The 21627-nt window shown below is 69.9% G+C and carries 16 protein-coding genes; 8 read left to right on the top strand and 8 right to left on the bottom strand.

The window, feature by feature from the left end; all coding sequences use genetic code 11:
* Window positions 1–65 precede the first annotated feature (65 nt).
* Both folE and ftsH read right to left on the bottom strand, forming a co-directional pair.
* Complete coding sequence (gene folE / locus IU450_RS17415; protein ID WP_195151065.1) at window positions 66–677, bottom strand: GTP cyclohydrolase I FolE; 612 nt, start codon at window positions 675–677, stop codon at window positions 66–68.
* A 148-nt stretch (window positions 678–825) separates the two neighbouring features.
* On the bottom strand, window positions 826–3210 hold the full coding sequence (gene ftsH / locus IU450_RS17410; RefSeq protein ID WP_195150822.1) for an ATP-dependent zinc metalloprotease FtsH: 2385 nt from the start codon (window positions 3208–3210) through the stop codon (window positions 826–828).
* A 359-nt stretch (window positions 3211–3569) separates the two neighbouring features.
* Here ftsH and IU450_RS17405 point away from each other — a divergent pair, with 359 nt between their 5' ends.
* Complete coding sequence (locus tag IU450_RS17405) at window positions 3570–4514, top strand: hypothetical protein (protein WP_195150821.1); 945 nt, start codon at window positions 3570–3572, stop codon at window positions 4512–4514.
* Here IU450_RS17405 and IU450_RS17400 read toward each other — a convergent pair.
* The gene (locus IU450_RS17400; RefSeq protein WP_181719071.1) at window positions 4494–5327 is read right to left on the bottom strand and encodes a DUF1266 domain-containing protein; all 834 of its coding nucleotides are present in this window, start codon (window positions 5325–5327) and stop codon (window positions 4494–4496) included. The genes IU450_RS17405 and IU450_RS17400 overlap by 21 nt on opposite strands.
* Window positions 5328–5493: 166 nt before the next feature.
* Between IU450_RS17400 and IU450_RS17395 the strand changes: the two genes are divergently transcribed.
* Complete coding sequence (locus tag IU450_RS17395) at window positions 5494–5760, top strand: DUF2277 domain-containing protein (RefSeq protein ID WP_174188519.1); 267 nt, start codon at window positions 5494–5496, stop codon at window positions 5758–5760.
* A gap of 7 nt (window positions 5761–5767) precedes the next feature.
* Here the strand turns inward: IU450_RS17395 and IU450_RS17390 are convergent, their stop codons facing one another.
* Window positions 5768–7081, bottom strand: coding sequence for a PucR family transcriptional regulator (locus IU450_RS17390; protein WP_195150820.1), 1314 nt, complete (start codon window positions 7079–7081; stop codon window positions 5768–5770).
* A 183-nt stretch (window positions 7082–7264) separates the two neighbouring features.
* Between IU450_RS17390 and IU450_RS17385 the strand changes: the two genes are divergently transcribed.
* The 3 genes from IU450_RS17385 to IU450_RS17375 all read left to right on the top strand — a co-directional run bounded on the left by IU450_RS17385 (window position 7265) and on the right by IU450_RS17375 (window position 11024).
* Complete coding sequence (locus tag IU450_RS17385; RefSeq protein WP_324197710.1) at window positions 7265–8869, top strand: aldehyde dehydrogenase family protein; 1605 nt, start codon at window positions 7265–7267, stop codon at window positions 8867–8869.
* The gene (locus IU450_RS17380) at window positions 8866–9699 is read left to right on the top strand and encodes an SDR family oxidoreductase (protein ID WP_195150818.1); all 834 of its coding nucleotides are present in this window, start codon (window positions 8866–8868) and stop codon (window positions 9697–9699) included. Before IU450_RS17385 ends, IU450_RS17380 begins: the two co-directional genes overlap by 4 nt.
* Window positions 9700–10136: 437 nt before the next feature.
* Window positions 10137–11024: a LysR family transcriptional regulator gene (locus IU450_RS17375; protein WP_195150817.1), complete on the top strand. Its 888-nt coding sequence runs from the start codon at window positions 10137–10139 to the stop codon at window positions 11022–11024.
* 10 nt (window positions 11025–11034) lie between these two features.
* Here IU450_RS17375 and IU450_RS17370 read toward each other — a convergent pair whose 3' ends face one another.
* The gene (locus tag IU450_RS17370) at window positions 11035–12546 is read right to left on the bottom strand and encodes an amidase family protein (RefSeq protein ID WP_228834729.1); all 1512 of its coding nucleotides are present in this window, start codon (window positions 12544–12546) and stop codon (window positions 11035–11037) included.
* Between the two features lie 180 nt (window positions 12547–12726).
* Between IU450_RS17370 and IU450_RS17365 the strand changes: the two genes are divergently transcribed.
* From IU450_RS17365 to IU450_RS17355, 3 genes are read left to right on the top strand one after another with little or no spacing between them, the layout of a single operon-like run.
* Window positions 12727–15264 (top strand): serine/threonine-protein kinase, encoded by a 2538-nt coding sequence (locus IU450_RS17365; RefSeq protein WP_195150816.1) that lies wholly within the window; start codon window positions 12727–12729, stop codon window positions 15262–15264.
* Window positions 15261–18026, top strand: a complete 2766-nt coding sequence (locus IU450_RS17360) for a protein kinase domain-containing protein (protein ID WP_195150815.1) — start codon at window positions 15261–15263, stop codon at window positions 18024–18026. The genes IU450_RS17365 and IU450_RS17360 overlap by 4 nt, the downstream gene beginning before the upstream one ends.
* Window positions 18023–18739, top strand: coding sequence for a cyclase family protein (locus IU450_RS17355; RefSeq protein ID WP_195150814.1), 717 nt, complete (start codon window positions 18023–18025; stop codon window positions 18737–18739). Before IU450_RS17360 ends, IU450_RS17355 begins: the two co-directional genes overlap by 4 nt.
* Before the next feature lie 3 nt (window positions 18740–18742).
* Here the strand turns inward: IU450_RS17355 and hpt are convergent, their stop codons facing one another.
* From hpt to IU450_RS17340, 3 genes are all read right to left on the bottom strand, one after another.
* Window positions 18743–19297 carry a hypoxanthine phosphoribosyltransferase gene (gene hpt, locus IU450_RS17350; protein WP_040864524.1) on the bottom strand — a complete coding sequence of 185 codons (555 nt, stop codon included), beginning with the start codon at window positions 19295–19297 and terminating at the stop codon, window positions 18743–18745.
* Between the two features lie 53 nt (window positions 19298–19350).
* Window positions 19351–20442, bottom strand: a complete 1092-nt coding sequence (tilS, locus tag IU450_RS17345; protein WP_195150813.1) for a tRNA lysidine(34) synthetase TilS — start codon at window positions 20440–20442, stop codon at window positions 19351–19353.
* Window positions 20443–20507: 65 nt separating this feature from the next.
* Window positions 20508–21617, bottom strand: a complete 1110-nt coding sequence (locus IU450_RS17340; RefSeq protein WP_195150812.1) for a zinc-dependent metalloprotease — start codon at window positions 21615–21617, stop codon at window positions 20508–20510.
* Window positions 21618–21627: the final 10 nt, after the last annotated feature.

The raw sequence follows: 21627 nt of genomic DNA, 5'->3' as shown, positions 1-21627 counted from the left end.
GGTGGCGGTGTCGTCCCCGGTGGCTCCGCGCCTTCCGCTGCTCGGTTCGGACACCGCGGGCCCACTCACTTCCGGAGTATCAGATCGAGCGCCTCGGCCCGCGAGGCGGCGTTGGACTGCAGCAGCCCGCGCACGGCGGAGGTGGTGGTACTCGCGCCCGGCTTGCGGATACCGCGCATCGCCATGCACAGGTGCTCGGCCTCGATCACCACGATGGCGCCGCGCGGATCCAGCTTGCGCATCACCGCGTCGGCGATCTGGCTGGTCAGACGCTCCTGCACCTGCGGGCGCTTGGCGTACAGGTCGACCAGCCTGGCGAGCTTGGAAAGACCGGTGACCCGCCCGTGCGGGCCGGGGATGTAACCGACGTGGGCGACGCCGTGGAACGACACGAGGTGATGCTCACAGGTGGAGTACATCGGGATGTCCCGCACCAGCACGAGTTCCTGGTGGCCCTCGTCGAACGTGGTGTTCAGCACCGAATCCGGTTCGACGTAGAGCCCCGCGAAGGTTTCCCGATAGGCGCGCGCGACCCGGGCGGGCGTCTCCCGCAGCCCCGGCCGATCCGGGTCCTCGCCGACGGCGAGCAGCAACTCCCGCACCGCCGCTTCGGCCCGTGCCTGGTCGAACGATCTCCCGCTCTCCAGGGCGACGGGTCCGGGCTCCGTCAGGCCGATGTCGACACCGTTGTGTTCAGCACTATCCGCTTCGGCGAGGGTGTAGCCACCGCCGTGATCGTTGGCCGACAATCGAGGACACCTCCAAACTCCCAGGGCGCCGGCAATTCCTCGGCACCCCACGATGGTCGAGCCTAATCGTCACCGCTCAGTGACGACCGTTCGGTCCATCCCAATCACCGTTGTCGCCCTCGCCGTTCGGGTTGGCCCGGCGCGGCTCGTCGTAGCCGCCTCGATCGCCGTAACCGTCCCGGTCGTAGCCGCCTTCCGGCGAGCCTTGCGGACCCCACTGCTGGTAGCCGTGCCGCGGCTGCTGCGAGTCACCCCAGCCGGACTGCCCCTGCTGCTGCGGCTCGTCCCGGGGCGGCCAGCCGGGAGCCGACCATCCCGCGGGAGCGCCGTAATCCGGCCGCGAACCGTGCGTGCCCTGGCGCGGATAAGCCGGAGCGGCGGGCGCCTGAGGCAGCGGGTAGCCGGGCGCGGCCGGGCGTGCGTACTGCGGCGAAGCTCCGTAACCGCTTTCGTGCGGGGGGTAGCCGTTGGAGGCCTGCGGGTCACGCTGCGCGGACGCGGCCACCGCCGGTTCCGGCGGCCACGACTCGCCGCGCTCGGCGGCCAGCTCGCCCGGGGTCTTCACCGGCGGCTTGTCCGAGGGGACGCGGTCGCCGAAATCGTTGAACGCGGTGATCCGCGGGCGCTTCTGCACCGACGCGAGAATCTGCTCGAGATCCTTGCGGTGCAGGGTCTCCCGCTCCAGCAGCGCGGTGGCCAGGTCGTCGAGCACGTCGCGGTAATCGTTGAGGATGGCCCACGCCTCGGTGTGCGCGGCCTCGATCAGGTTGCGCACCTCCACGTCGATCGCGCCCGCCACCTCGTGGGAGTACTCCGAACCCATGCCCATCGAGCGGCCGAGGAACGGGTCGCCCTGCTCCTGGCCGTAGCGGACCGCGCCGAGCCGAGAGCTCATGCCGTACTCGGTGACCATCGCACGGGCGATCTTGGTGGCCTGGTCGATATCGGAGGACGCGCCGGTGGTCGGCTCGTGGAACACCAGTTCCTCGGCCGCGCGGCCGCCCATCGCCATGACCAGGCGGGCGATCATCTCCGAGCGGGTCATCAGGCCCTTGTCGTCCTCGGGCACCGTCATGGCGTGACCGCCGGTGCGGCCGCGCGCCAGGATGGTGACCTTGTACACCGGCTCGATGTCCGGCATCGCCCAGGCAGCCAGGGTGTGGCCGCCCTCGTGGTAGGCGGTGATCTTCTTCTCGTGCTCGCTGATGATCCGGCTCTTGCGGCGCGGGCCGCCGATCACGCGGTCCACCGACTCCTCCAGCGATTCGCCGGTGATCACCGCGCCGTTCTCGCGGGCGGTGAGCAGCGCGGCCTCGTTGATCACGTTGGCCAGGTCGGCGCCGGACATGCCGACGGTGCGCTTGGCCAGGCCGTCCAGGTCGGCGTCCGGAGAGATCGGCTTGCCCTGCGAGTGCACCCGCAGGATCGCGCGGCGACCGGCGAGGTCCGGGTTGCCCACCGGGATCTGCCGGTCGAACCGGCCCGGACGCAGCAGCGCAGGATCGAGGATGTCGGGGCGGTTGGTCGCCGCGATCAGGATGATGCCGGTGCGGTCGCCGAAGCCGTCCATCTCGACCAGCAACTGGTTGAGGGTCTGCTCGCGCTCGTCGTGACCGCCGCCGAGGCCTGCGCCGCGCTGGCGGCCGACCGCGTCGATCTCGTCGACGAAGATGATGCAGGGACTGTTCTGCTTGGCCTGCTCGAACAGGTCGCGCACCCGGGAGGCGCCGACACCGACGAACATCTCCACGAAGTCCGAGCCGGAAATGGTGAAGAACGGCACACCCGCCTCGCCTGCGACGGCACGGGCCAGCAGGGTCTTACCGGTGCCGGGCGGGCCGTAGAGCAGGACGCCCTTGGGGATCTTGGCGCCGAGCGCCTGGTACCGAACCGGGTTCTGCAGGAAGTCCTTGATCTCGTAGAGTTCCTCGACCGCTTCGTCGGCTCCGGCCACGTCGGCGAACGTGGTCTTGGGCATGTCCTTGGACAGCTGCTTGGCCTTCGATTTGCCGAAGCCCATCATGCCGCCGCGGCCGCCGCCCTGCATGCGGGCCATCACGAAGATGAACAACCCGAGCAGGATGACCATGGGCAGCACGAACAGCAGGATCTGGGTGAACCAGCTCTCCTGTTTGACCACGGTGTTGTAGGGCGCGCCGGAGGTCTTCACGGCGTCGAAGATCTGGGCGGAGGTCTCGCTTCCGCCCGGATACTTCGCGATGATCTTGTTCTGCCCGCCGGTGGCGTCGTTGCCGTCCTTCAGTTCGATGCGCAGCTGCTGCTCGCGATCATCGATCTGAATGTTCTGAACGTTGCTCTTGTTCTCGAGCTGGCTCAGGGCAACCGATGTATCGACGCTCTTCCAGCCCCGCGTGTCGTTGCCGAAATAGCTGAACGCATAGATCACGAGCAAAATGCCCGAGACTATGGCCAGGGTGCGAAACACTGTCTTGCGGTTCATAGAGCGTCGGCCGGGGCGGCCAGTCCTTTCCGGTGTCTCCGGTTCTTGCCTAGCGATGCGTCTGGCGCGTCCGGTTCCGCGGGGGTTCGGATGCGGACATGCCACGTTACCGCGTACGGTCTAGTCGATACATCGCACAGTTCGACTGCAGGTGCAGCTAATGAGGTAAACGGCCGGGGATCGACGGTGGTTCCCGATGTCTCCGGTCCGGCTTCCTCCAAGTGGCAACAATCATGGCATGTTCGGCCTATCGTGAGCGACGACACAACCTCGCGGCGCGAACGACGGGCACGTAAGCGGTAGCTCGCAAACCACGAAAGCCCCGGGAGCGCCGCAGACCAGACACGAGCGCAGGGGGTATGGACATAGTCGAGCTACGGACACCCACAGCGATACTGCGTCACGGCCGCGGCAGGCTGATCATCTTGCGGCCCGGGTCCGACGGCGAGCGCGTCCTCGATGTCCCGGTGTCGGACCTGCTCAAGGTCCGGCTGAACCGGCGCGCGGACGACGCGGTCGTCATCGAGATCTATCTGCGTTACCCCACGCCCGTGCTCACCGGCGTGCCCGCGGACCGCACCCCGCTGCCGGTCCTGATCGCCGAGCACGACGTGCCAGCGGCCACCGAGATCGTCGACCGGCTCAACGCGCACATCCTGGCCACCCAGCGCATCGACGTGGCGGCGCCGGATCTGCGCCCGCCCGCGCCCACCTGGGGCCGCGGCGGCCCCGTTCGCGCGGACGTGGAGCGGGCCACCCGGAGGATGTCGCCGCGCCGCGACACGAAGCAGGCGATAGCGGCTCTGCATCGTTACGTGACGCCGGACGAGTATGTCCTGGAGACCGCCGTCGCGGTCGCGCAACCTCCCGCGGGCAACGGCTCCGGCCTACTCGCCGCGACGACGGCGCGCCTGCTGTTCGTCTCCATCGGCGACGGCCGGTACGCGCACGAACTCCCGATCCCCGTGGTCTTGTGGGCGCGCGTCACCGACACCCCCACCGTGGGCCGCGGCGAGATCGGTCCCGGACGGGGCGCCACCGGCATCGAGGTGCACGACGGCAGCCGGACGCTGCATTTCACCGGCGCCGACCGCGCCGACACCGAGCGGGTCACCTGCGCGGTGAACTTCGCGGTGCGCAGGGAATCCGCCGACGGGGCCGCGGGCTCCGCGGATCCCGGTGTGGCCCAGCTGTATTCGGAATGGGAGCTGCTGGTCGAGCGGCACTCCCTCGGCATGGTCGACGACGCGCAGTTCCAGCGTTACGGCCGCGGCATCCTGCGCTCACTCCCCGACGGGAACTGAGTTCAGCGCGACCCGCCGCCACGGGCTGGTCGGGCGCAGCCACAGCCGCAGCAGCTCCTTGCGGCGATCGACGCCGCCGTTCTTCAGCTCGGCCAGGTCCTCGCAGGCCTGCCAATAGGTCCAGCCGGTGAGGTAGGCGTCGCCGAACTGACGCCAGTTGCGGTACTTGCTCTGGGCCAGCGGCAGGGCACGCGCCAGATAGCCCCAGGCCACGTCGGCGTCGAGGTAGCCGGCCGTGTAGGCCATCCTGGCCACCGCGACCACCCTGGCCAGATCCCAGGCGTGGATGTCGCTGGGCAGCGGCCGGGCCAGATGGTCGGTGAATCCGATCTTGATCGCCTGCGACCAGATGTCGTAGTCGCGGACCAGCGCCTCCGGGTTGTCCATGCCCCGGAACGCGCCGACCTGCCGCAGGAATGCCCGGTGCCGGTCGGCCCGCTCGCCGAACCGATCGCGCTCGCTGGCGTTGATCGAGGCCGTCACCAGCGGGTGCACCAGCGCGTAGAGCGGGGCGTGCATGCCGTCGAGCAACTGCTCCATCGAGGCCTGCGCCTCGGTGCCGTCGGTGATGCCCCACGCTCCGGTGAGCGTGTCGATGGCCAGCTCGCGCCGGTCACCGAGGGGATGCGCGCGTTCGGGACCGAGCAGCAGCGCGTCGTGGAAGGCGTCCCAGCGCGCCGAGTAGAAGGCGCCGAGGGCCAGCGCCCGCAGTTCGTCGTCGGATACCGCGGCGCCGGACCAATGGTCTTCCTCGCGTTCGTCCAGCTCCGCGTACGGAAACGTCGTCAAGGTCGGTACACCGCGCGCAGACATGCCCCCGATTGTTCCCCATCCGTCCCGGCGGACGCTCGGTATTCGCGGATGGCCGCGCATGTTCGTCCCCGCGGCGGGGCGAGCGCGCGTCCGCTGGGCAAATCTATTTCCACCTCGGTGACTTCTTGCCCTGACGCATGTCGTGATCTGGGGCTAGTGTGCTCGCATGTGTAGAAACATCACCGTCCTGCGTGGTCTGGAACCTGCCGCAACCGAGCAGGAGATCTATGCCGCCGCACTGCAGTACGTGCGCAAGGTCGGTGGCGTGTCCGGCCTGAGCTCGACCACCAAATCGGCCGTCGACAAGGCCGTCGCGGCCATCGCAGAGGCGACCACCACTTTGCTCGCCGAGTTACCCGACCGCAGGGTGGCGCCGCCCACCGAGCCGCCACTGCGCCGCATCGCGGCGCGCGAGGCGGCGGCGGGAGAGTAGCCGCGGTTCAGGGCAGGGCGTCCGCGCCGTAGACGTCGACGCACACCAGCGCGATCTCCAGCGGCAAGCCCCGCTCTTCGATCGGATATCCCAGCAGCTGTTCGATCCGCTGCACGCGGTAGCGAACCGTGTTCTTGTGCACGCCCAGCGTTTTCGCCGTGGCCTCCGGGCTGCGGTGGCCGCGCAGATACGCGTGCAGCGTCTCGCGCAGCCGCGCTGCGTTCGCATCCCGCCCCGCCAGCGCGCCCAGCTCACGCGCGACCAGCCCGCGCATGGCCGCTTCGTCCGCGCCGGCCAGGTAGGCGATCTCCACCGTTCGATACCCGGTGACCCGGGAGCCGCCCGCGGGTGCGCGCTCGGCGACCTGCCGCGCGGCGACCGCCTCGCGATGACTGCGGCGGAAGCCGGCGATTCCCGCGGCGGGCACCCCGAACGCGACCCGCACCGGCGCCTCGATCTGCGCCCCGGCCAGCCGCTCCAGCTGTCCCGGCGCCGCGAGTTCGGCGGCGCGTTCCACGTCGTCCGACCCGGCCCACGCCCACATGGCGCTGGCGCCGGACGGAACGGTGAGCACCCGCGCGCTGCCGAACGACGCGGCCAGGCGGGCCGCGACCCGGTCCAGCAATCCGGTCGCCTCCGCGTCCGCGCCCGCGGGCTCGCCGGTCGGCTCGTCGGTCCACAGCACGAAGGCCAGGTGTTGCTGGGAGAGCCGGTAGCCCAGCCGCAGCGACGCCTGCTCGACGTCGACGTCGTCGCCGTCCAGCAGGGCGCGGACGGTCTCGGCCCGCCGGTTGATGGCGGCGCGCAGGACCTGTTCGCGCTCCTCCATGTAGGTGTCGGTGAGCAATTCGACCGAGGTGCTCATCCATTTGGTGGCCCGCTCGAACAACCGCAGCAGCACCACGCGCTCGAGTTCCGGCGTGGCCCGCCGCTGCTCGACGACCTCGGTCATGTAGTCCAGCACCGCCTCCATGCCCACGTGATAGACCCGCAGCAGCAACCGCAGCTCGAAGCCGCGCCTGGCCACGCTGCGCGCGAACGCGTGCGCCTCCTCCGGCAGCGAGAACTCGAAGGCGTCGCTGGGCAGGCGGCTGAGCACGATCCTGGCGTGCGCCCGGGTGCTGGCCGCGAGGTCGCGGCGCATATCGCGATCGGCGAGTTCGGGGATTCGCGCGATGATGACGTCGTCGAGCCGGGTGACGATCCGCTCCAGCGTCTCCGCGCGCATCGTCTCGTAGACGTACTCGGCCAGCCAGTCGCGCACCTCGTCGGGTGCCGGGCTCGGCCGGTCCGCGGCGCGCGGCGTGGGCCCCACGGTCATCGCCATCTCCTCAGGCCGACAGATATTCGCCAGTATTTGTTACCCGGAGACAAATTCGCCCATTTTCCTTGACAATCTGGGCCAAGAAAGTCTCTTCGGATTGTGTCACGATCATAGTTCAGTGGCATGACTCACAGCAGTCAGCAGACCGCGGTTCAACACAACGTCAGTGGGAGAACAGCAGTGACCAACACGGAACCAGCGCCCGCGACCGAGAAGGCGCAGGCACGCGAGACGACCGCGAAGAAGGACGGTCCCGCCGTCATCCAGGTGCGCAATCCCGGCACCGGCGAGGTCGTCGGCACGGTGCCGGACGAGACCGCCGAGGCCGTCGCGGCGAAGGTGCGCGAACTGCGGCTGTACCAGCCGGAGTGGGAGGCGATCGGGCCCGAGGGCCGCAAAGCCTGGCTGCTGAAGTTCCAGGACTGGCTGATCGACAACACCGACCGCCTGGCCACCGTGCTGCAGTCCGAAACCGCCAAGCCCCGGGTGGACGCGCTGATCGACCCGGGTTTCGCCACCGACCTGATCGGCTACTACGCGCGCCGCGCGGCTAAATTCCTGGCCGACGATCACCCCTCGCCGCACAGTCCGCTGGCTCGGGTCAAGCGGTTGACCACGGTCTACCGGCCCTATCCGGTGGTCGGCGTCATCACGCCGTGGAACTTCCCGCTGGCCATGCCGGTGATGGACGTGTTCCCCGCGCTCGCCGCCGGTGCGGCCGTCATCCTCAAGCCGTCCGAGGTGACGCCGCTCTCGGCGCTCGAACTGGCGAAGGGCTGGGCCGAGATCGGCGCGCCGCCGGTCCTCGCCGTGGTCACCGGAGCGGGCGCGACCGGAGCGGCCGTGGTCGGCAATGCCGACTACATCCAGTTCACCGGCTCCACCGCGACCGGCCGCAAGATCGCCGCCGCGTGCGTGGAGCGGATGGTGCCCTACAGCCTCGAACTCGGCGGCAAGGACCCGGCCATCGTGCTCGCCGACGCCGACCTCGATCGCGCCGCGCACGGCATCGCCTTCGGCGGCATGTTCAACTCCGGCCAGGTCTGCATCTCCGTGGAGCGGGTGTACGTCGAGGCGGCGGTGTACGACGAATTCGTCGCGAAGCTGACCGCCAACGTCAAGGCGCTGCGCCAAGGGCTGGACGGGCGCGACTCGAAGTACGACGTGGGCGCGCTGGCCAACGAGAACCAGGTGGCCATCGTGCAGCGCCACGTCGACGAGGCCGTCGCGGCCGGCGCGAAGGTGCTGACCGGCGGCAAGCGGGCCGGGTTCGGCACCGCCTTCGAGCCGACCGTGCTGGTCGATGTCGACCACACCATGTCCTGCGTCAGCGAGGAGACCTTCGGGCCCACCCTGCCGGTGATGAAGGTGGCCGACGAGTCCGAGGCGATCCGGCTGGCCAACGACTCCATCTACGGGCTCTCGGCCTCGGTGTGGACCGGCGACAAGGAGCGCGGCGAGCGGATCGCCCGGCAGTTGAACGCGGGCGCGGTCAACATCAACGACGTCTTCGCGAACCTGTTCAGCTACGCGCTGCCGATGGGCGGATGGGGTCTGTCCGGCGTCGGCGCCCGCTGGGGCGGCGCCAACGGCGTGCGCAAATACTGCCGTCAGCAGGCGATCACCACGCCGATCCTGCCGACCCAGCAGAAAGAACTGTTCTGGTACCCGTATTCGATGCCGAAGCTGCTGGTCGCGCTCGGCGCGATGCGCGCGGCGGGCGCGCGCGGCCTGCGCCGCCTCGACCTTCCGGCCCTGTTGAAGCTCAAGGGAGACGACAAGTGACCGAAACGAAGCAGATCCGCGGCAAGGTCGTCGTCATCACCGGCGGCGCCCGCGGCATCGGGCTCGCCACGGCGACCGCGCTGCAAGCCCTCGGCGCGCAGATCGCGATCGGCGACATCGACGAGACCACCGTCAAGGAGTCGGGCACCGCGCGGAATTTCGAGCACTACGGCAAGCTCGACGTCACCGATCAGGAGTCCTTCGACGGGTTCCTGGACGAGGTGGAGCGCACCCTCGGCCCGATCGACGTGCTGATCAACAACGCGGGCATCATGCCGACCGGCAAGGTGGTGGACGAGTCGGACGAGCTGACCCGGCGCATCCTGGACATCAATGTCTACGGCGTGATCCTCGGCTCGAAGCTGGCGTTGCGCCGGATGCTGCCGCGCCGCAGCGGGCACATCATCAACATCGCCTCGCTGGCCGGTGAGACCCACATCCCCGGCTTGGCCACCTACAACGCCAGCAAGCACGCGGTGCTCGGTTTCACCGACACGCTGCGGGAGGAGTACCGCGGCACCGGCGTGCACTTCTCCTCGGTGCTGCCGACACTCACCAACACCGAACTCGGTTCCGGCGTCACCCCGCCCAAACTGCTGCGCCCCGCCGAGCCGGAAGAGATCGCCGACGCCGTCGCCGAGCTGATCGTCGCGCCGAAGTCGAAGGTCCGGGTGACCGCGGTGGCCGGGTTCATCTCGCAGTTCGTCGGCCTGCTGCCGGAGGCGCTCGGGGACGGCATCGGCCGAGCGCTCGGGTCCGGCCGCGCGTTCCTCGACGACGTCGACGCCGACAAGCGCAAGGCATACGAGGAGCGCGCCCGCGGCGCGTGAGCGCGGGCGCCGAGCCGGGGCGCCACGGCCGGGATTCGTCCCGGCCGTGGCGCCCCGCTGCGTTCCGGAGCACACCGCGGGCGGCCGCCGAGACGTCCGGAAACTTTTTTGTGAGGAAAATCACCTGAGTTCTCGGCAACCCTGAGCGGCCGGTCAGCGGCAAATTCCCAGCCGATGATCGGCAACCGCAGCGGTGTCCACAATCCGCTATCACCCCTCCGGCTATGCTGCCATTACTGCTGGTCAAGCGCCCAGGTAGGGAAAGTCGACGATAACCCGTCGACGGGTGCCCAGAATTCGCCAACTGCCTAGTGCGGAGCACCACCACAGGCAATATGCTGTCTCTAACAAACCTGCCGACTGTTTCGGCACCCGTATCCGAACTTTTCGGCCTGATAAGGCTGGAAATTCCGGACTGATTCTGATAGCAAGGGGCTATGGACCCGCACTTGCGCGACCTGCGGTATTTCGTCGCCGTCGCTGAGGAACTGCACTTCACCAACGCCGCTCAGCGGCTGCACATCGCACAACCCACCCTGTCGCGTCAGATCCGTCAGCTGGAACGTCAGCTCGACGTGGTCCTGTTCGACCGCAACCAGCGCAGTGTGGCGCTGACCGTCGCGGGCAAGGAGTTGCTCGAAGGCGCCCGCAAGATCCTGGAGCTGTGGGAGGTCACCAACGTCTCGCTGCAGGAGGCGGGCGAGGTGCTGCGCGTCGGTATCCAGTCCGCGCTCGGTCGCGGCCTGCTCAGCGATCTGGAGAGCGCGAGCGGACATCGCCTCGCGCTGCACGCGGCCTCGTGGACCGATCCCTCCAGCGGGCTCGCGGGCCGTCAGGCCGACCTGGCGCTCGTCTGGCTCCCGCTGCCGGACCAGAGCCGCTACCGCTGGCAGGTACTGCGTACCGAACCGCGCTGGGTGCTGCTTCCGGAGAACCACCCGCTGGCCGTCTCGGAGACCATCGAGTTCGCCGATCTGCTCGACGAGCCGTTCGTGGCGCTGCCCACCGAAGCCGGTGCGGTACGCGACTTCTGGCTCGGCAACGACGGCCGCGGCGGCCGCGCGCCGAAGATCGGCGCCGAGGCCGCGACCGCCGAGGACAAGCTGGAAGCCGTGAGTCTCGGTCTCGGCGTGCTCCTGCTCGCCGAGAACAACGTGCCGATGTACCGCTGGCCCGGTCTGACCGCGCGTCCCGTGTCGGGCCTCGCGCCGTGCGAACTAGCCGTGGCGTGGCGAGCCGACGACAACCGGCCGACCATCCTCGAGTTCGCCGGTCGGGCCGTGGACGGCGGTTTCGCGGCGCAGCAGTCGCCGGTCAGCGTCTGACTCAGCGGGTTCAGGGCGCGGTGCGCTGCCACGGGCAGCGGGTCTCCATCTGCGCGGATAGCCGCAGCAGGGTGGATTCGCTGCCGGGTGGTCCCGCGAACTGTGCGGCCACCGGCGTGCCCGACCGAGGATGCGTGCCCATCGGGACGGAGGCGGCGGGCCAGCCCACCAGGTTCCACAGCGGGGTGAAAGGTGCCAATCGCGCGCCGGCGAGCAGAGTGGCCGGTCGATCGCGGAAGTGCCAGGCCCGCGCCATGGGCGGCGGGGCGGCGAGCGTGGGAGTGATCACCACGTCGTAGCGCTCGAAGAACTCCAGTAGTCGTGCTTCCACCCGGTCGATCTGGGCGGGGCGGGCGAGCCGGAACCGATGCACCGTCCGGCCGAGGGCCAGACGACGGCGGGCTCTGCGGGATAGCTGGTCCGGCTCGGGTAGTGCGGGGACATCGCGTGCGCTGAGAGCCAGCCAGCGTAGAAACGCCGCGAACACGGCGTTTCCGTACGGTAGCGCGGTCGGTTCCACCAAGTGGCCCGCCGCCGCGGCCACCGAGGCCGCTCTGCGAGCCGCTGCCGTCCAGTGCCGGTCGACGCGCAGTAGCGGAGAAGGCGGATCCACGGCCAGGCCGATGCGTAGTCGGCCGGGTGGGTCGACGTCGGCCAGGTCCGGCCGCGCCGCCAGGACCGACAGCGCCAGCGCGGCGTCGTCCACGCTCGTGGCCAGCACACCGTTTTCCACCGCACCTTCCCACGCGCCCACGTCGGGGACCGTGTGCTGCCCAGGTTTGATGCCGAAGACCCCACAGCACGCGGCGGCGACCCGCACCGCGCCCAAACCGTCGCAGCCGTGTGCCACCGGGACCAGCCCGGCCGCGACCGCGGCGGCGGCCGCGCTGCCCGCGTTGCGTGCCGGGTTCCACGGATTGCGGATGACGCGCTCGGTGCCCGCGCTGGTCGACCATCGGCTGAGTTCGGGGGCCGCGACGTGCCCGAGGATCACCGCGCCCGCCGCGCGCAGCCTGGCCACCACCGGATGATCCGTGGGGGCCGCCGGACCCCACGGCGCGGGCTCGCCCGCGATCGCGGTTCCGTGTTCGACCGCGACCGGCACACCGGCCATCGGCAGCACGTCGAGGTCGGCGCGCTCCATCAGGCCGACCGACTCGGCCATGGCCTGCTCGGCGCGAAGGACGCTGAACGCGTTGTCCTTCCGGTCCGCCGCCGCGATCCGCGTGCCTGCGTCCGCCGCCACTTGGCCGGGATGCAGCAGGCCGTCGCGCACGCAGGCCGCGATCGTCGCGGCCGGGCCGCGCTCCGAGCCGCATTCGGCCTCCCGGAGACGCTCCGGCCGCCCGTCGGCCGCGGCCACCCGTAATCCGGTGAGCGTCGGTTCGGTGGTCGTCGGTTCGGTGGTCGTCGGTTCGGTGGTCGTCGGTTCGGTGGTCATCGCATTCGGAACGGTTGTTCGCGGCGCGGCCTTCGCCGCCGACATCGAGCCGTTCGCCACTACCGCGGCCTCGTCAGACATGTGCTGGTCATCCCCCGTCGCGTCGTTGTCGAAATCGGGTGATCCACTGTCGAGCCGCAAGTTATCATTTCGAATACCGCGCGGGGGATGATGGAGTCGGGTGTGGCGGGAAATTTTCGGCCCATCCGACCAAAGACCGATGCGGATTCCGCGGCGTCCGCCGAGCCACTAGGTCCGAGCATGAGTGCGAACTCTGAAAGAAGTTTCGATACCGACGCAGGTGTTTCCACCCGTCCGAGGAGTGGCGAGCTGTCACGTGCCGAATCCGACGCGGTGGTGGCGTTCGCCGCGGCGTGGGAATCCACCCGGCGCCCACCGACGATCGCCGAATTCCTGCCCGATGCCACGACCTTGCGGCGCGAAGCCCTGTTGGGGCTGATCCGCGTCGACTTACGTCACCGCTGGCTGCACCGCCCGGGGGCCGCGCCGGAACGCGCCGCTCGCATGCGCTTGGCCGATTACTGCGCCGAATTTCCCGAACTCGTGTCCGACGATATTCCGGCCGGTCTGGTGTACGAGGAGTTCGTCATCCGCCGCCAGAGTGGCGAGCGGGTAGATCCACGCGAATGTCTGCGCGAATATCCGCGGCAAGCGGAGGAACTGCGCGAGTTGTTGAACGCCGACGAGCTCGACCAGAGCACGCGTCGCGCGACGCTGGAGGATTCCACCCGGACCGCCCTCGCGCACCCCGGCTCCGACCTCGACGACACCGCATTGAACCAAACCGCCGAGTCCGCTCGTGATTCTGAGATGACCAGAACGACCGCCGCCGATCCGATGGGTACGGCCACCGCCGTGCCCACGACGATCGGCACCGGACCGGGCCGGTACACCGCGCTCGACCGCATCGAGATCGGTCAGCGGATCGATGATTTCGATCTGCTGACCGGTCTGGGCAGCGGCGCGTTCGCCAGGGTCTTCCTCGCGCGGCAACGCTCACTGCAACGGTTGGTCGCGGTGAAGATCTCCGCCGATCACGGCACCGAGCCGCAGACGCTGGCCCAACTCGACCACGACTACATCGTGCGGGTCTTCGACCAGCGGCTGCTCGATGACGCCGAGGGCGCCGCGCGTCGGCTGCGACTGCTCTACATGCAATTCCTCCCCGGTGGCACGCTGCTGGGCGTGTTGCGCTGGGTGCGCGCCACCCCGCCCGCCGAACGCAGCGGCCAACTGCTGCTGGACGCCGTGGACGTGGCGATGGAGGAGAAGGGCGAGATCCGGCCGACCGATTCCAGCGTGCGCGCCGAACTCGCGAGGCTGAGCTGGCCGGAGACGGTGGCCTGGCTGGGCCGCAGACTGGCCGAGGCGCTGGACTACGCCTCCTCGCACGGCGTGCTGCACCGCGACGTGAAACCGGCCAACGTCCTGCTCACCGCCGAGGGTGTGCCGAAACTGGCCGACTTCAACATCAGCTTCAGCCGCAACGTGGAAGGCACCAGCCCGGTGGCCTACTTCGGCGGCTCACTGGCATACATGTCGCCGGAACAGCTGGAAGCCTGTCATCCCAGCTTCGGTCGCAGCGCGGCCGACCTGGACACCCGCGCGGACATCTATTCGCTCGGGGTGGTGCTGTGGGAGCTGCTCACCGGCGCGAAGCCGTTCGACGACAGCACGGCGGGGGCGGGCGAGCACGGCGACGACACCACCCTGGAGGCCATGCTGGAGCGGCGCAGCAATGGCGTGGACGCGGCCGCGCTGGAGCGAGTTCCGCCCGACTGCCCCGCCGCGTTGCGCCGCGTGCTGCTGACCTGTCTCGCACCGGAGCGGGCCGACCGCTGGTCCAGCGGCGCGCTGCTGGCCAGGCAGCTGGAGATGTGCCTGGACGGGCGCGCGCGGGAGTTGGTCGATCCCGCGCCGAACAGCTGGCGGCGGCGGCTGCGCCCGTACATCGTGCCGGTCGCGCTGGTGGCGGTGGCACTGCCGAACGTGCTCGCCTCGCTGTACAACATCCAGCACAACCAGCACCTGATCATCAGCCGGATGACCGAGAATGCCCAGCAGACCTTCCTCATCATCACCGGCACCGTGAACGCGATCTTCTTCCCGGCCGGTATCGCGCTGGTGCTGTACATGGCCAGATACGTGCTCACCGTGCCACGCGGTCTGCGCAAAGGACGACGGTACGACCCGCAGACCTTACAGCGCGCCAGACGGGACGCGCTGCTGATGGGCGATCGCGCCGTGGCCGTGGCATTCTCACTGTGGGTACTGGCCGGGCTGATCTTCCCGCTCGCGCTTCAGGTGTCGACCGGAGACATATCGGCGCGCGCCATGGTGCACTTCTTCTCCTCGCTGGTGGTGTGCGGCGCGATCGCGGTCGCCTATCCCTTCTTCCTGCTGACCTTCTACATGGTGCGGTGCATCTATCCGCTGTTCCTGCGGCACGGGGACATCAGCCCCGAGGACGGTGTGTGGCTACGCGGCCTGGACCGGCGCTGCAACGGGTACCTCGCGGTGGCCGCCTCGGTGCCGCTGCTCGCGGTCGCCGGAGTGACCTTCCTGCCCCCGCCCGACATCCCGTCGGTGATCTTCGCGGTCCGGCTGCTGTGCGTGGGCGGCATAATCGCGTTCGTGGGTACCTATCTGCTGTTCCGTGCGCTCGAAGCGGATCTGCGGGCGCTGGAGCGGGTGGTCGACCCCGAAACCGCCGGACAGGGCCCCGCCGAGGGCCGATCCGCACGAGTGAAAACGGCCGCCGTGGAGACCGACACGTGAGCTCTCCGCGCACCCATGCCGTCGTCCGGTTCGCCGCCGACTGGCAACGCAGCCTTCACAGCGATCGGTTGCCGCCACAGATCCGCGACTACGTGCCCGACGGCACGAAGGTGCGCTTGGCCGTACTGATGGATCTGATCCGGGTGGATCTGCGGCGGCGTTGGGAGCGCGAGGGTCTCGGCAAACGGATCGCGGAGTATCGCGAGGAATTTCCCGAGGTGGCAGGCAGTCCCGAGCTCCTGGATCTGGTGTGCGAGGAATTCCTGGCGCGCCGCGGACGCGGCCCGCTGCCGACGGAGGACTTCCTCGCCGAATATCCGGACCTCGCCGACGCCATCCGCGAACGCCTCGCCCATTTCGCCGCCGAGGATGCCGACGAGGCGGGCGCGGCCGAATCGAGCGACGCCCTGGCCGCACTCGCCGACCTCGCGCCCGGTCTGCGCATCGATGACTTCGACCTGCTCACCGACCTGGGCGCGGGGCTGCTCGGCCGCGTCTTCCTGGCCAGGCAACGTTCCATGCAGCGGCTGGTCGCCGTCCGGTTCTCGGCGGGACGGGCGGGTGCGCCGCACACGATGGCCCAGCTCGACCACGCCCACATCGTGCGCGTCTTCGACCAGCGGGTACTCAGCGCCGACGCCGCACGCACCCTCACCGTCGCCGGCACACCCGCGAACGGCAGCCACACCATCGCCACCCCAGCCGACGCGGAGTCGACCATCGCCGCGCCACCCCCCACTCGCGCCACCGCGATCACCGAGCCATTCGAACCCGACGTCACCGTCGCGGCCCCCCGGCCCGGCCGGACCGCGAGCCGCCCAGACGACGACGCGACCGTCGCCGCGCCCCACCTTCGCGACACCGAACGAGCCGACCCAGCCGCCGAACGACGATTCACCGCGGACGACGCGACCGTCGCAGCGGCGACGAGCTCCGCCCGCACCCGTGAAGACAGCGACGACAGCACCGTCACCAGCTCGTACCGTGCACCCCGCCCCCGCCGCGATGGCGCGCCGATTCCTGATCACGAGGCCGGGCAGTCGGCGCAGGCCGGCAACGGCACCGCGGTACTCGACGATCCGGACGCGACGCTGGCGGACTCCATCGATCCGGACGCCACCCGCGCGGACCCGAGGGACTACGCCGTCGCCTCGACAGGCCGGCCACCGCTCGCCCCGGAGGCCCGGGTGGCCCCTCTGCCGCGCCTGGTCTACATGCAGTACCTCCCCGGCGGCACCGCGGTCGGCGTTCTCGAGCAGCGCCGTCGCGGCCCGGTGACCGACGGAGGCGCGCTGCTGCTGCGCGCGGTGGACACCGCCATGGAGGCCAAGGGTGAGATCCGGCCATCGGATTCCAGCGTGCGGGCCGAAATCGCACGGCTGAGCTGGCCGGAGACCGTGGCGTGGGTGGGCAGGCGGCTGGCCGACGCCCTCGACTACGCCGAGCACCACGGCGTACTGCATCACGACATCAAACCGGCGAACGTCCTGTTCACCGCGGAGGGCATCCCGAAGCTCGCCGACTTCGCCCTCGGCGAGGCGGCGGCCCGCATCCCCGCGCCACGCGAGACCGGCGCGACCGACGCACTCGTCTACCGCTCCCCCGAGCAGCTGGCTCACTATCTCGATCCCGCCGCGCCCGCGCCGGGCAACGCCAGCGACGTCTACTCGCTCGGGGTGCTGCTGTGGGAAATGCTGACGGGCGCGAGTCCGTTCGACGATCCGCCGCGCATCGAGGAGGGTTCGGTAGCCGACACGTACACGCGGATGCTCGCGGTGCGCCGCGGCGGCGTCCCGGCCGCGGCGCTGTCCCGCCTGCCCGAGGACACCCCGGCCGCGTTGCGCCGCGTGCTGCTGGAGTGCCTGCACGCGGACCCGCAGCGCCGCTGGCACAGCGGTGCGGAACTCGCGGGACAACTCGACCTGTGCCTCGACACCCGCGCCCGCGACCTGGTCGATCCCCCGCCGGACAGCCTCGCCCACCGAGCCCGCGGCTGGCTGCTGCCGGTCGCGGCGCTGTGCGTCGGCGTCCCCAACGTGCTGGCCAGCTTCTACAACATCCAGCTGAACCAAGCCCTGATCATCGACCGGATGTCGGCGGCGGATCAGGAGAAATTCGCGGCGGTCGGATTGATCAACAATCTCGTCGCGTTCCCGGTCGCCGCGCTGCTGCTGCTGTTCATGACCCGGCGGCCGCTCACGATCGCGTACCGTCTCGGCCACGGCGAGGGGTACTCCGCGCGCACGCTCGCGAAAGCGCGCCGGGACACGCTGCTGATGGGCGACTGGGCGGTCTGGATACCATTCGGCTTCTGGCTGGTCGCGGGCATCATCTGGCCGCTGGGGCTGGCCTTCTCGGGTGTCGACCTGCCGCGCGGGACCTTCTTGCATTTCTTCGCCGCGCAGGTGGTGTGCGCGGCGATCGCGCTGGCCTATCCGTTCTTCCCGATCATGGTTTACGCGGTGCGCTCGATCTATCCACAGCTTCTGGTGCGCGGCGGCATCGGCCCCGGCGACGAGAAGCAACTGCGCGCGCTGGCCAAGCGCGGAAATTTCTATCTCGGTGTCGCGGCGTCGGTTCCGCTGCTGGGCGTGGCGAGCGCGACCTTCGTCAACGCCGCCGACCTGGAGCTGGTGATCGTTCCGGTGCGCGTGCTGAGCGTGGGTGGCATCCTGGCATTCGTGCTGACCTACCGGCTGTTCCGGCTCCTCGAAGCAGATCTGCTCGCGCTGGCCAGGGCGATTCCGCAGCGGATCCGATGACCACACCGCGCCCGCTGGGACGGTTGGTGAATCTGTCGCACGTCCACGATCCGGCCACCACGCCGCTGTACCCGGACGATCCCGAGTTCCGCGCCGACCTCGTGGCCACGATCGCCGACGACGGCTACTACTTGCGCTATATCCAGCAGGGCGAACACACCGGAACCCATTGGGGCGCACCGATCCATTTCCGCGCTGACGGGCTGGCCGCGGACGAACTGGAACTGGACGATCTACTGCTGCCCGCGGTGCGGATCGACGTCCGGCAGCTGTGCGCGGAGGATCGCGACTACGCCATCACGGTCGGCGATCTGCGGCGATGGGAAGCGGAGCACGGCCGGATCCCGGACGGCGCCGCGGTGATCGCCTGGACCGGCTGGGACGGCAAGTGGGGTACGCCGGAGTTCGTGGGCACCGGCGAATCGTCCGGTCGCCAACCGGGTTTCGCGGTGGAGACGGTGGAGTGGCTGTTGCGCACCGGCAGGCTCGGCCGCCGAGGCGCGCTCGGCATCGATACGTTCGGCCCTGACCTGGGTACCGACGAGACGTACGCGGTGTCGAGACTGCTCTACGGCGAGCACCGGATCAGCCTGGAGTGCTTGGCGAACCTGGCCGCGCTGCCCGCGACGGGCGTGTGGGTACTGGTGGGCGGACCGCTCTACCGCGGGGGTTCGGGTTCCCCCGCAACGATTTTCGGCATCCTGCCGGGCTGACGCTCAGCCGCCGTAGACCTTGGGGTCCAGGGTGCCGATGTAGGGCAGGTCGCGGTAGCGCTCCGCGTAGTCGAGGCCGTAGCCGACGACGAATTCGTTCGGGATGTCGAAGCCGACGTGCGCGACTTCCACCGGCGTGCGTAGCGCGTCGGGTTTGCGTAGGAGGGTGACCACCTCGAGCGACGCCGGGTTGCGGGTGGAGAGGTTCCGCTTGAGCCACGACAGCGTGAGCCCGGAGTCGATGATGTCCTCGACGATCAGGACGTTGCGGCCCGCGATGTCCTTGTCCAGGTCCTTCATGATGCGCACCACGCCGGAGGAGGAGGTCGAGGACCCGTAGGACGAGACGGCCATGAACTCCATCTGGGTCGGGATCGGCAGCGCCTTGGCCAGGTCGGTCATGAAGAAGATCGCGCCCTTGAGCACGCCCACCAGCAGCAGATCGCCCTCGGGTGCGTCGGGGGGATACCGCTTGGCGATGAGTTCGGCCAGCTCCTGGGTCTTCGCGGCGATCTGTTCCTCGGTGATCAGCACCGACGCGATGTCGTCCCCGTACACGTCAGCTGAATTCCTTCCGTGGTGGTGAGCCCGTTGGGCCGGTTCGGTCTGCGTCATCGCCTCCGATGCCCATCCTCACTCAGCCGCAGTGTCAGCCTGCCATGTTCGCGCCCGGCGACCAACCTGCTATCCGGCGTTCCTCCGCCGACCGCGACAGCGCCCTGCCCACGCCAAGCCGTCACCAGTTCGTCGACTGCTTGTAAATGCTTGGTGGTCAGGGCTTTCGCACCGTGGTCGAGCAACCATGCCCGAATTGCCCGTTTCCGCAGGCCAGCGGGTGCAGTGGCGAGGGTCTCGATCACCAGCGCGCGGCCATCACTCGCGTTGTGCCGCAGCTCGGCGGCGAGCGCGTCCAGCACCGCGCCGTCTTCACGCAACTGTTCGGCCGTGCGGGCCAGCGCCGGAGCCACCCCGCCGCCGAGGATCTGCTCCAGCAGCGGCAACGCCTCGGTGCGCAGCCGGACCCGGGTGAACTCCGGGGCGGTGTTGTGCGGGTCGTCGTGTGGCGAAACACCCAGGTCAGCGCACATTTGCCGGGTCGTCGCCCGTCGCACGCCGAGCAACGGGCGCCCCCACGGGTCGGCGCAGGGGGCCATCCCTTGGATCGAGCGGCCACCCGAACCGCGCGCGAGGCCGAGCAGCACCGTTTCGGCCTGATCATCGAGGGTGTGCCCGAGCAGCACCGGCAGGCCGTCGCGCGCCGAGTCCAGCGCGGCGTAGCGCGCCCGGCGCGCCGCGGCCTCGACACCGCCTTCGGTGCCGACCTCGACCGGTAGCACCCGCGCGGACCGGCAACCCATCGCGAGGGCTCGAGCCGCCGCCTCGGCCGCAACGGCGCCGGAACCGGGTTGCAGCCGGTGATCGACCACCAGCGCGTGGACGGCGTTCGTCTCCGCCACCGCCGCGGCCGTGAGGGCCAGCGAATCCGCCCCACCCGACAGCGCGACCGCGACCACCTGCTCCTCGGTCTCCCGGGGTCCGAAATCGGCCAGCCAGTCCCGGACCGCCCTGCGGACGGCGAGCACGGCAGCGGTCTCGGGCAGGCGCCGCGCGGGATCGGCAGCGGGCGCGGTAGGCCGCACGGAACCGGACGACCCGGCCTTCGATCCGAAGCGCCCGGGTGTGGTTCCTGGCGCACGCCCCATGGGCGCAGCCTACCGGCCTGCCCCGCTCGGCGGTCGACCGCCGGGGCCCGATTCAGCCTGCTCGCTCAGGCCAGCACCCGTTCGATCCAGCGCTGCGGCTGATCGATCTCGTCGGTGCGCGGGAGCGTCTCGGCATCGGTCCACACCGTGTTGAACCGCGCCGTCCCGACTGTGGCGACCACCTCGTCCACGAACTTCTTGCCGCGCACGTACTGGGCGACCTTCGCGTCCACGCCGAGCAGGGCGCGCAGGATGCGCTGCACCGGGTTGGTGGGACGCCTGCGCCGCTGGTCGAACGCGGTGCGGATCTGCTCGACCGACGGGACGACCGCCGGGCCGACGGCGTCCATGACGTGATCGGCGTGCCCTTCCAGCAGCGTGCCGAGCATGAGCAGGCGGTCCAGCGCCGCACGTTGCGGCGGCGCCTGCGTGGCGCGCAGCAGGCCGACCACGCCGCGCGCGGCCGGGTCGTCGGAGGCCGTTCCGCGGCGGCGGTCGCGCACCTCCTCGACCAGCCGGGACAGCATGTCGCTCACCGGCTCGTCACCCACCTCGCCGAGCACCTCGACATTGGCGCGCATGTACTCGGCGAGCCAGGGCGCCGAGGAGAACTGCACCCGGTGGGTCACCTCATGCAGGCAGACCCAGAGCCGGAAATCGCTCGGCGACACCCCGAGCGCGCGCTCGACCGCGACGATGTTCGGCGCGACCAGCAGCAGGGTGCCGTCCGGTCCCGTGAACGGGTCGTATTGGCCGAGGATCGCGGTGGACAGGAAGGCGAGCATCGCGCCCGCCTGCACACCAGCGGGTTTGCCCGCCAGCAGCTTGCGTTCGACCGGCGCTCCACCGGTACCGGTGAGCTGGGCCATCGAGTCGGCGGCGGCTCCGATCCACCCCCGCCGGTCGACGATCCTGGCCGCTGGGACCGGCCGGTCGTCCAGCAGGCCGCTGACCTCACGCACCGGCGCCTCGGCCCGCACGGAGGAATCGGCGAGTTCGGCGACGACCTGTTCAGCCGAATAGCGCGACGTGCGCGGACCCGCGGGCGCGAGGGCCGAGCCGGTTCTAGCGGCCAAGCGCCAATCGACCACGCCGGACAGACCCGAGCGGCCCTTGCGCCGCTCGACCACGTCCGCGGAGCCGAATTCGGCTGTGTCGGAACCTTGCTGGGTCATGATCAACCAC

This window comes from Nocardia abscessus, from assembly GCF_015477775.1.
Taxonomy (GTDB): domain Bacteria; phylum Actinomycetota; class Actinomycetes; order Mycobacteriales; family Mycobacteriaceae; genus Nocardia; species Nocardia abscessus_A.
Note: the sequence above shows the minus strand (reverse complement) of the source record. Positions and strands in the feature narration are given on the sequence as shown.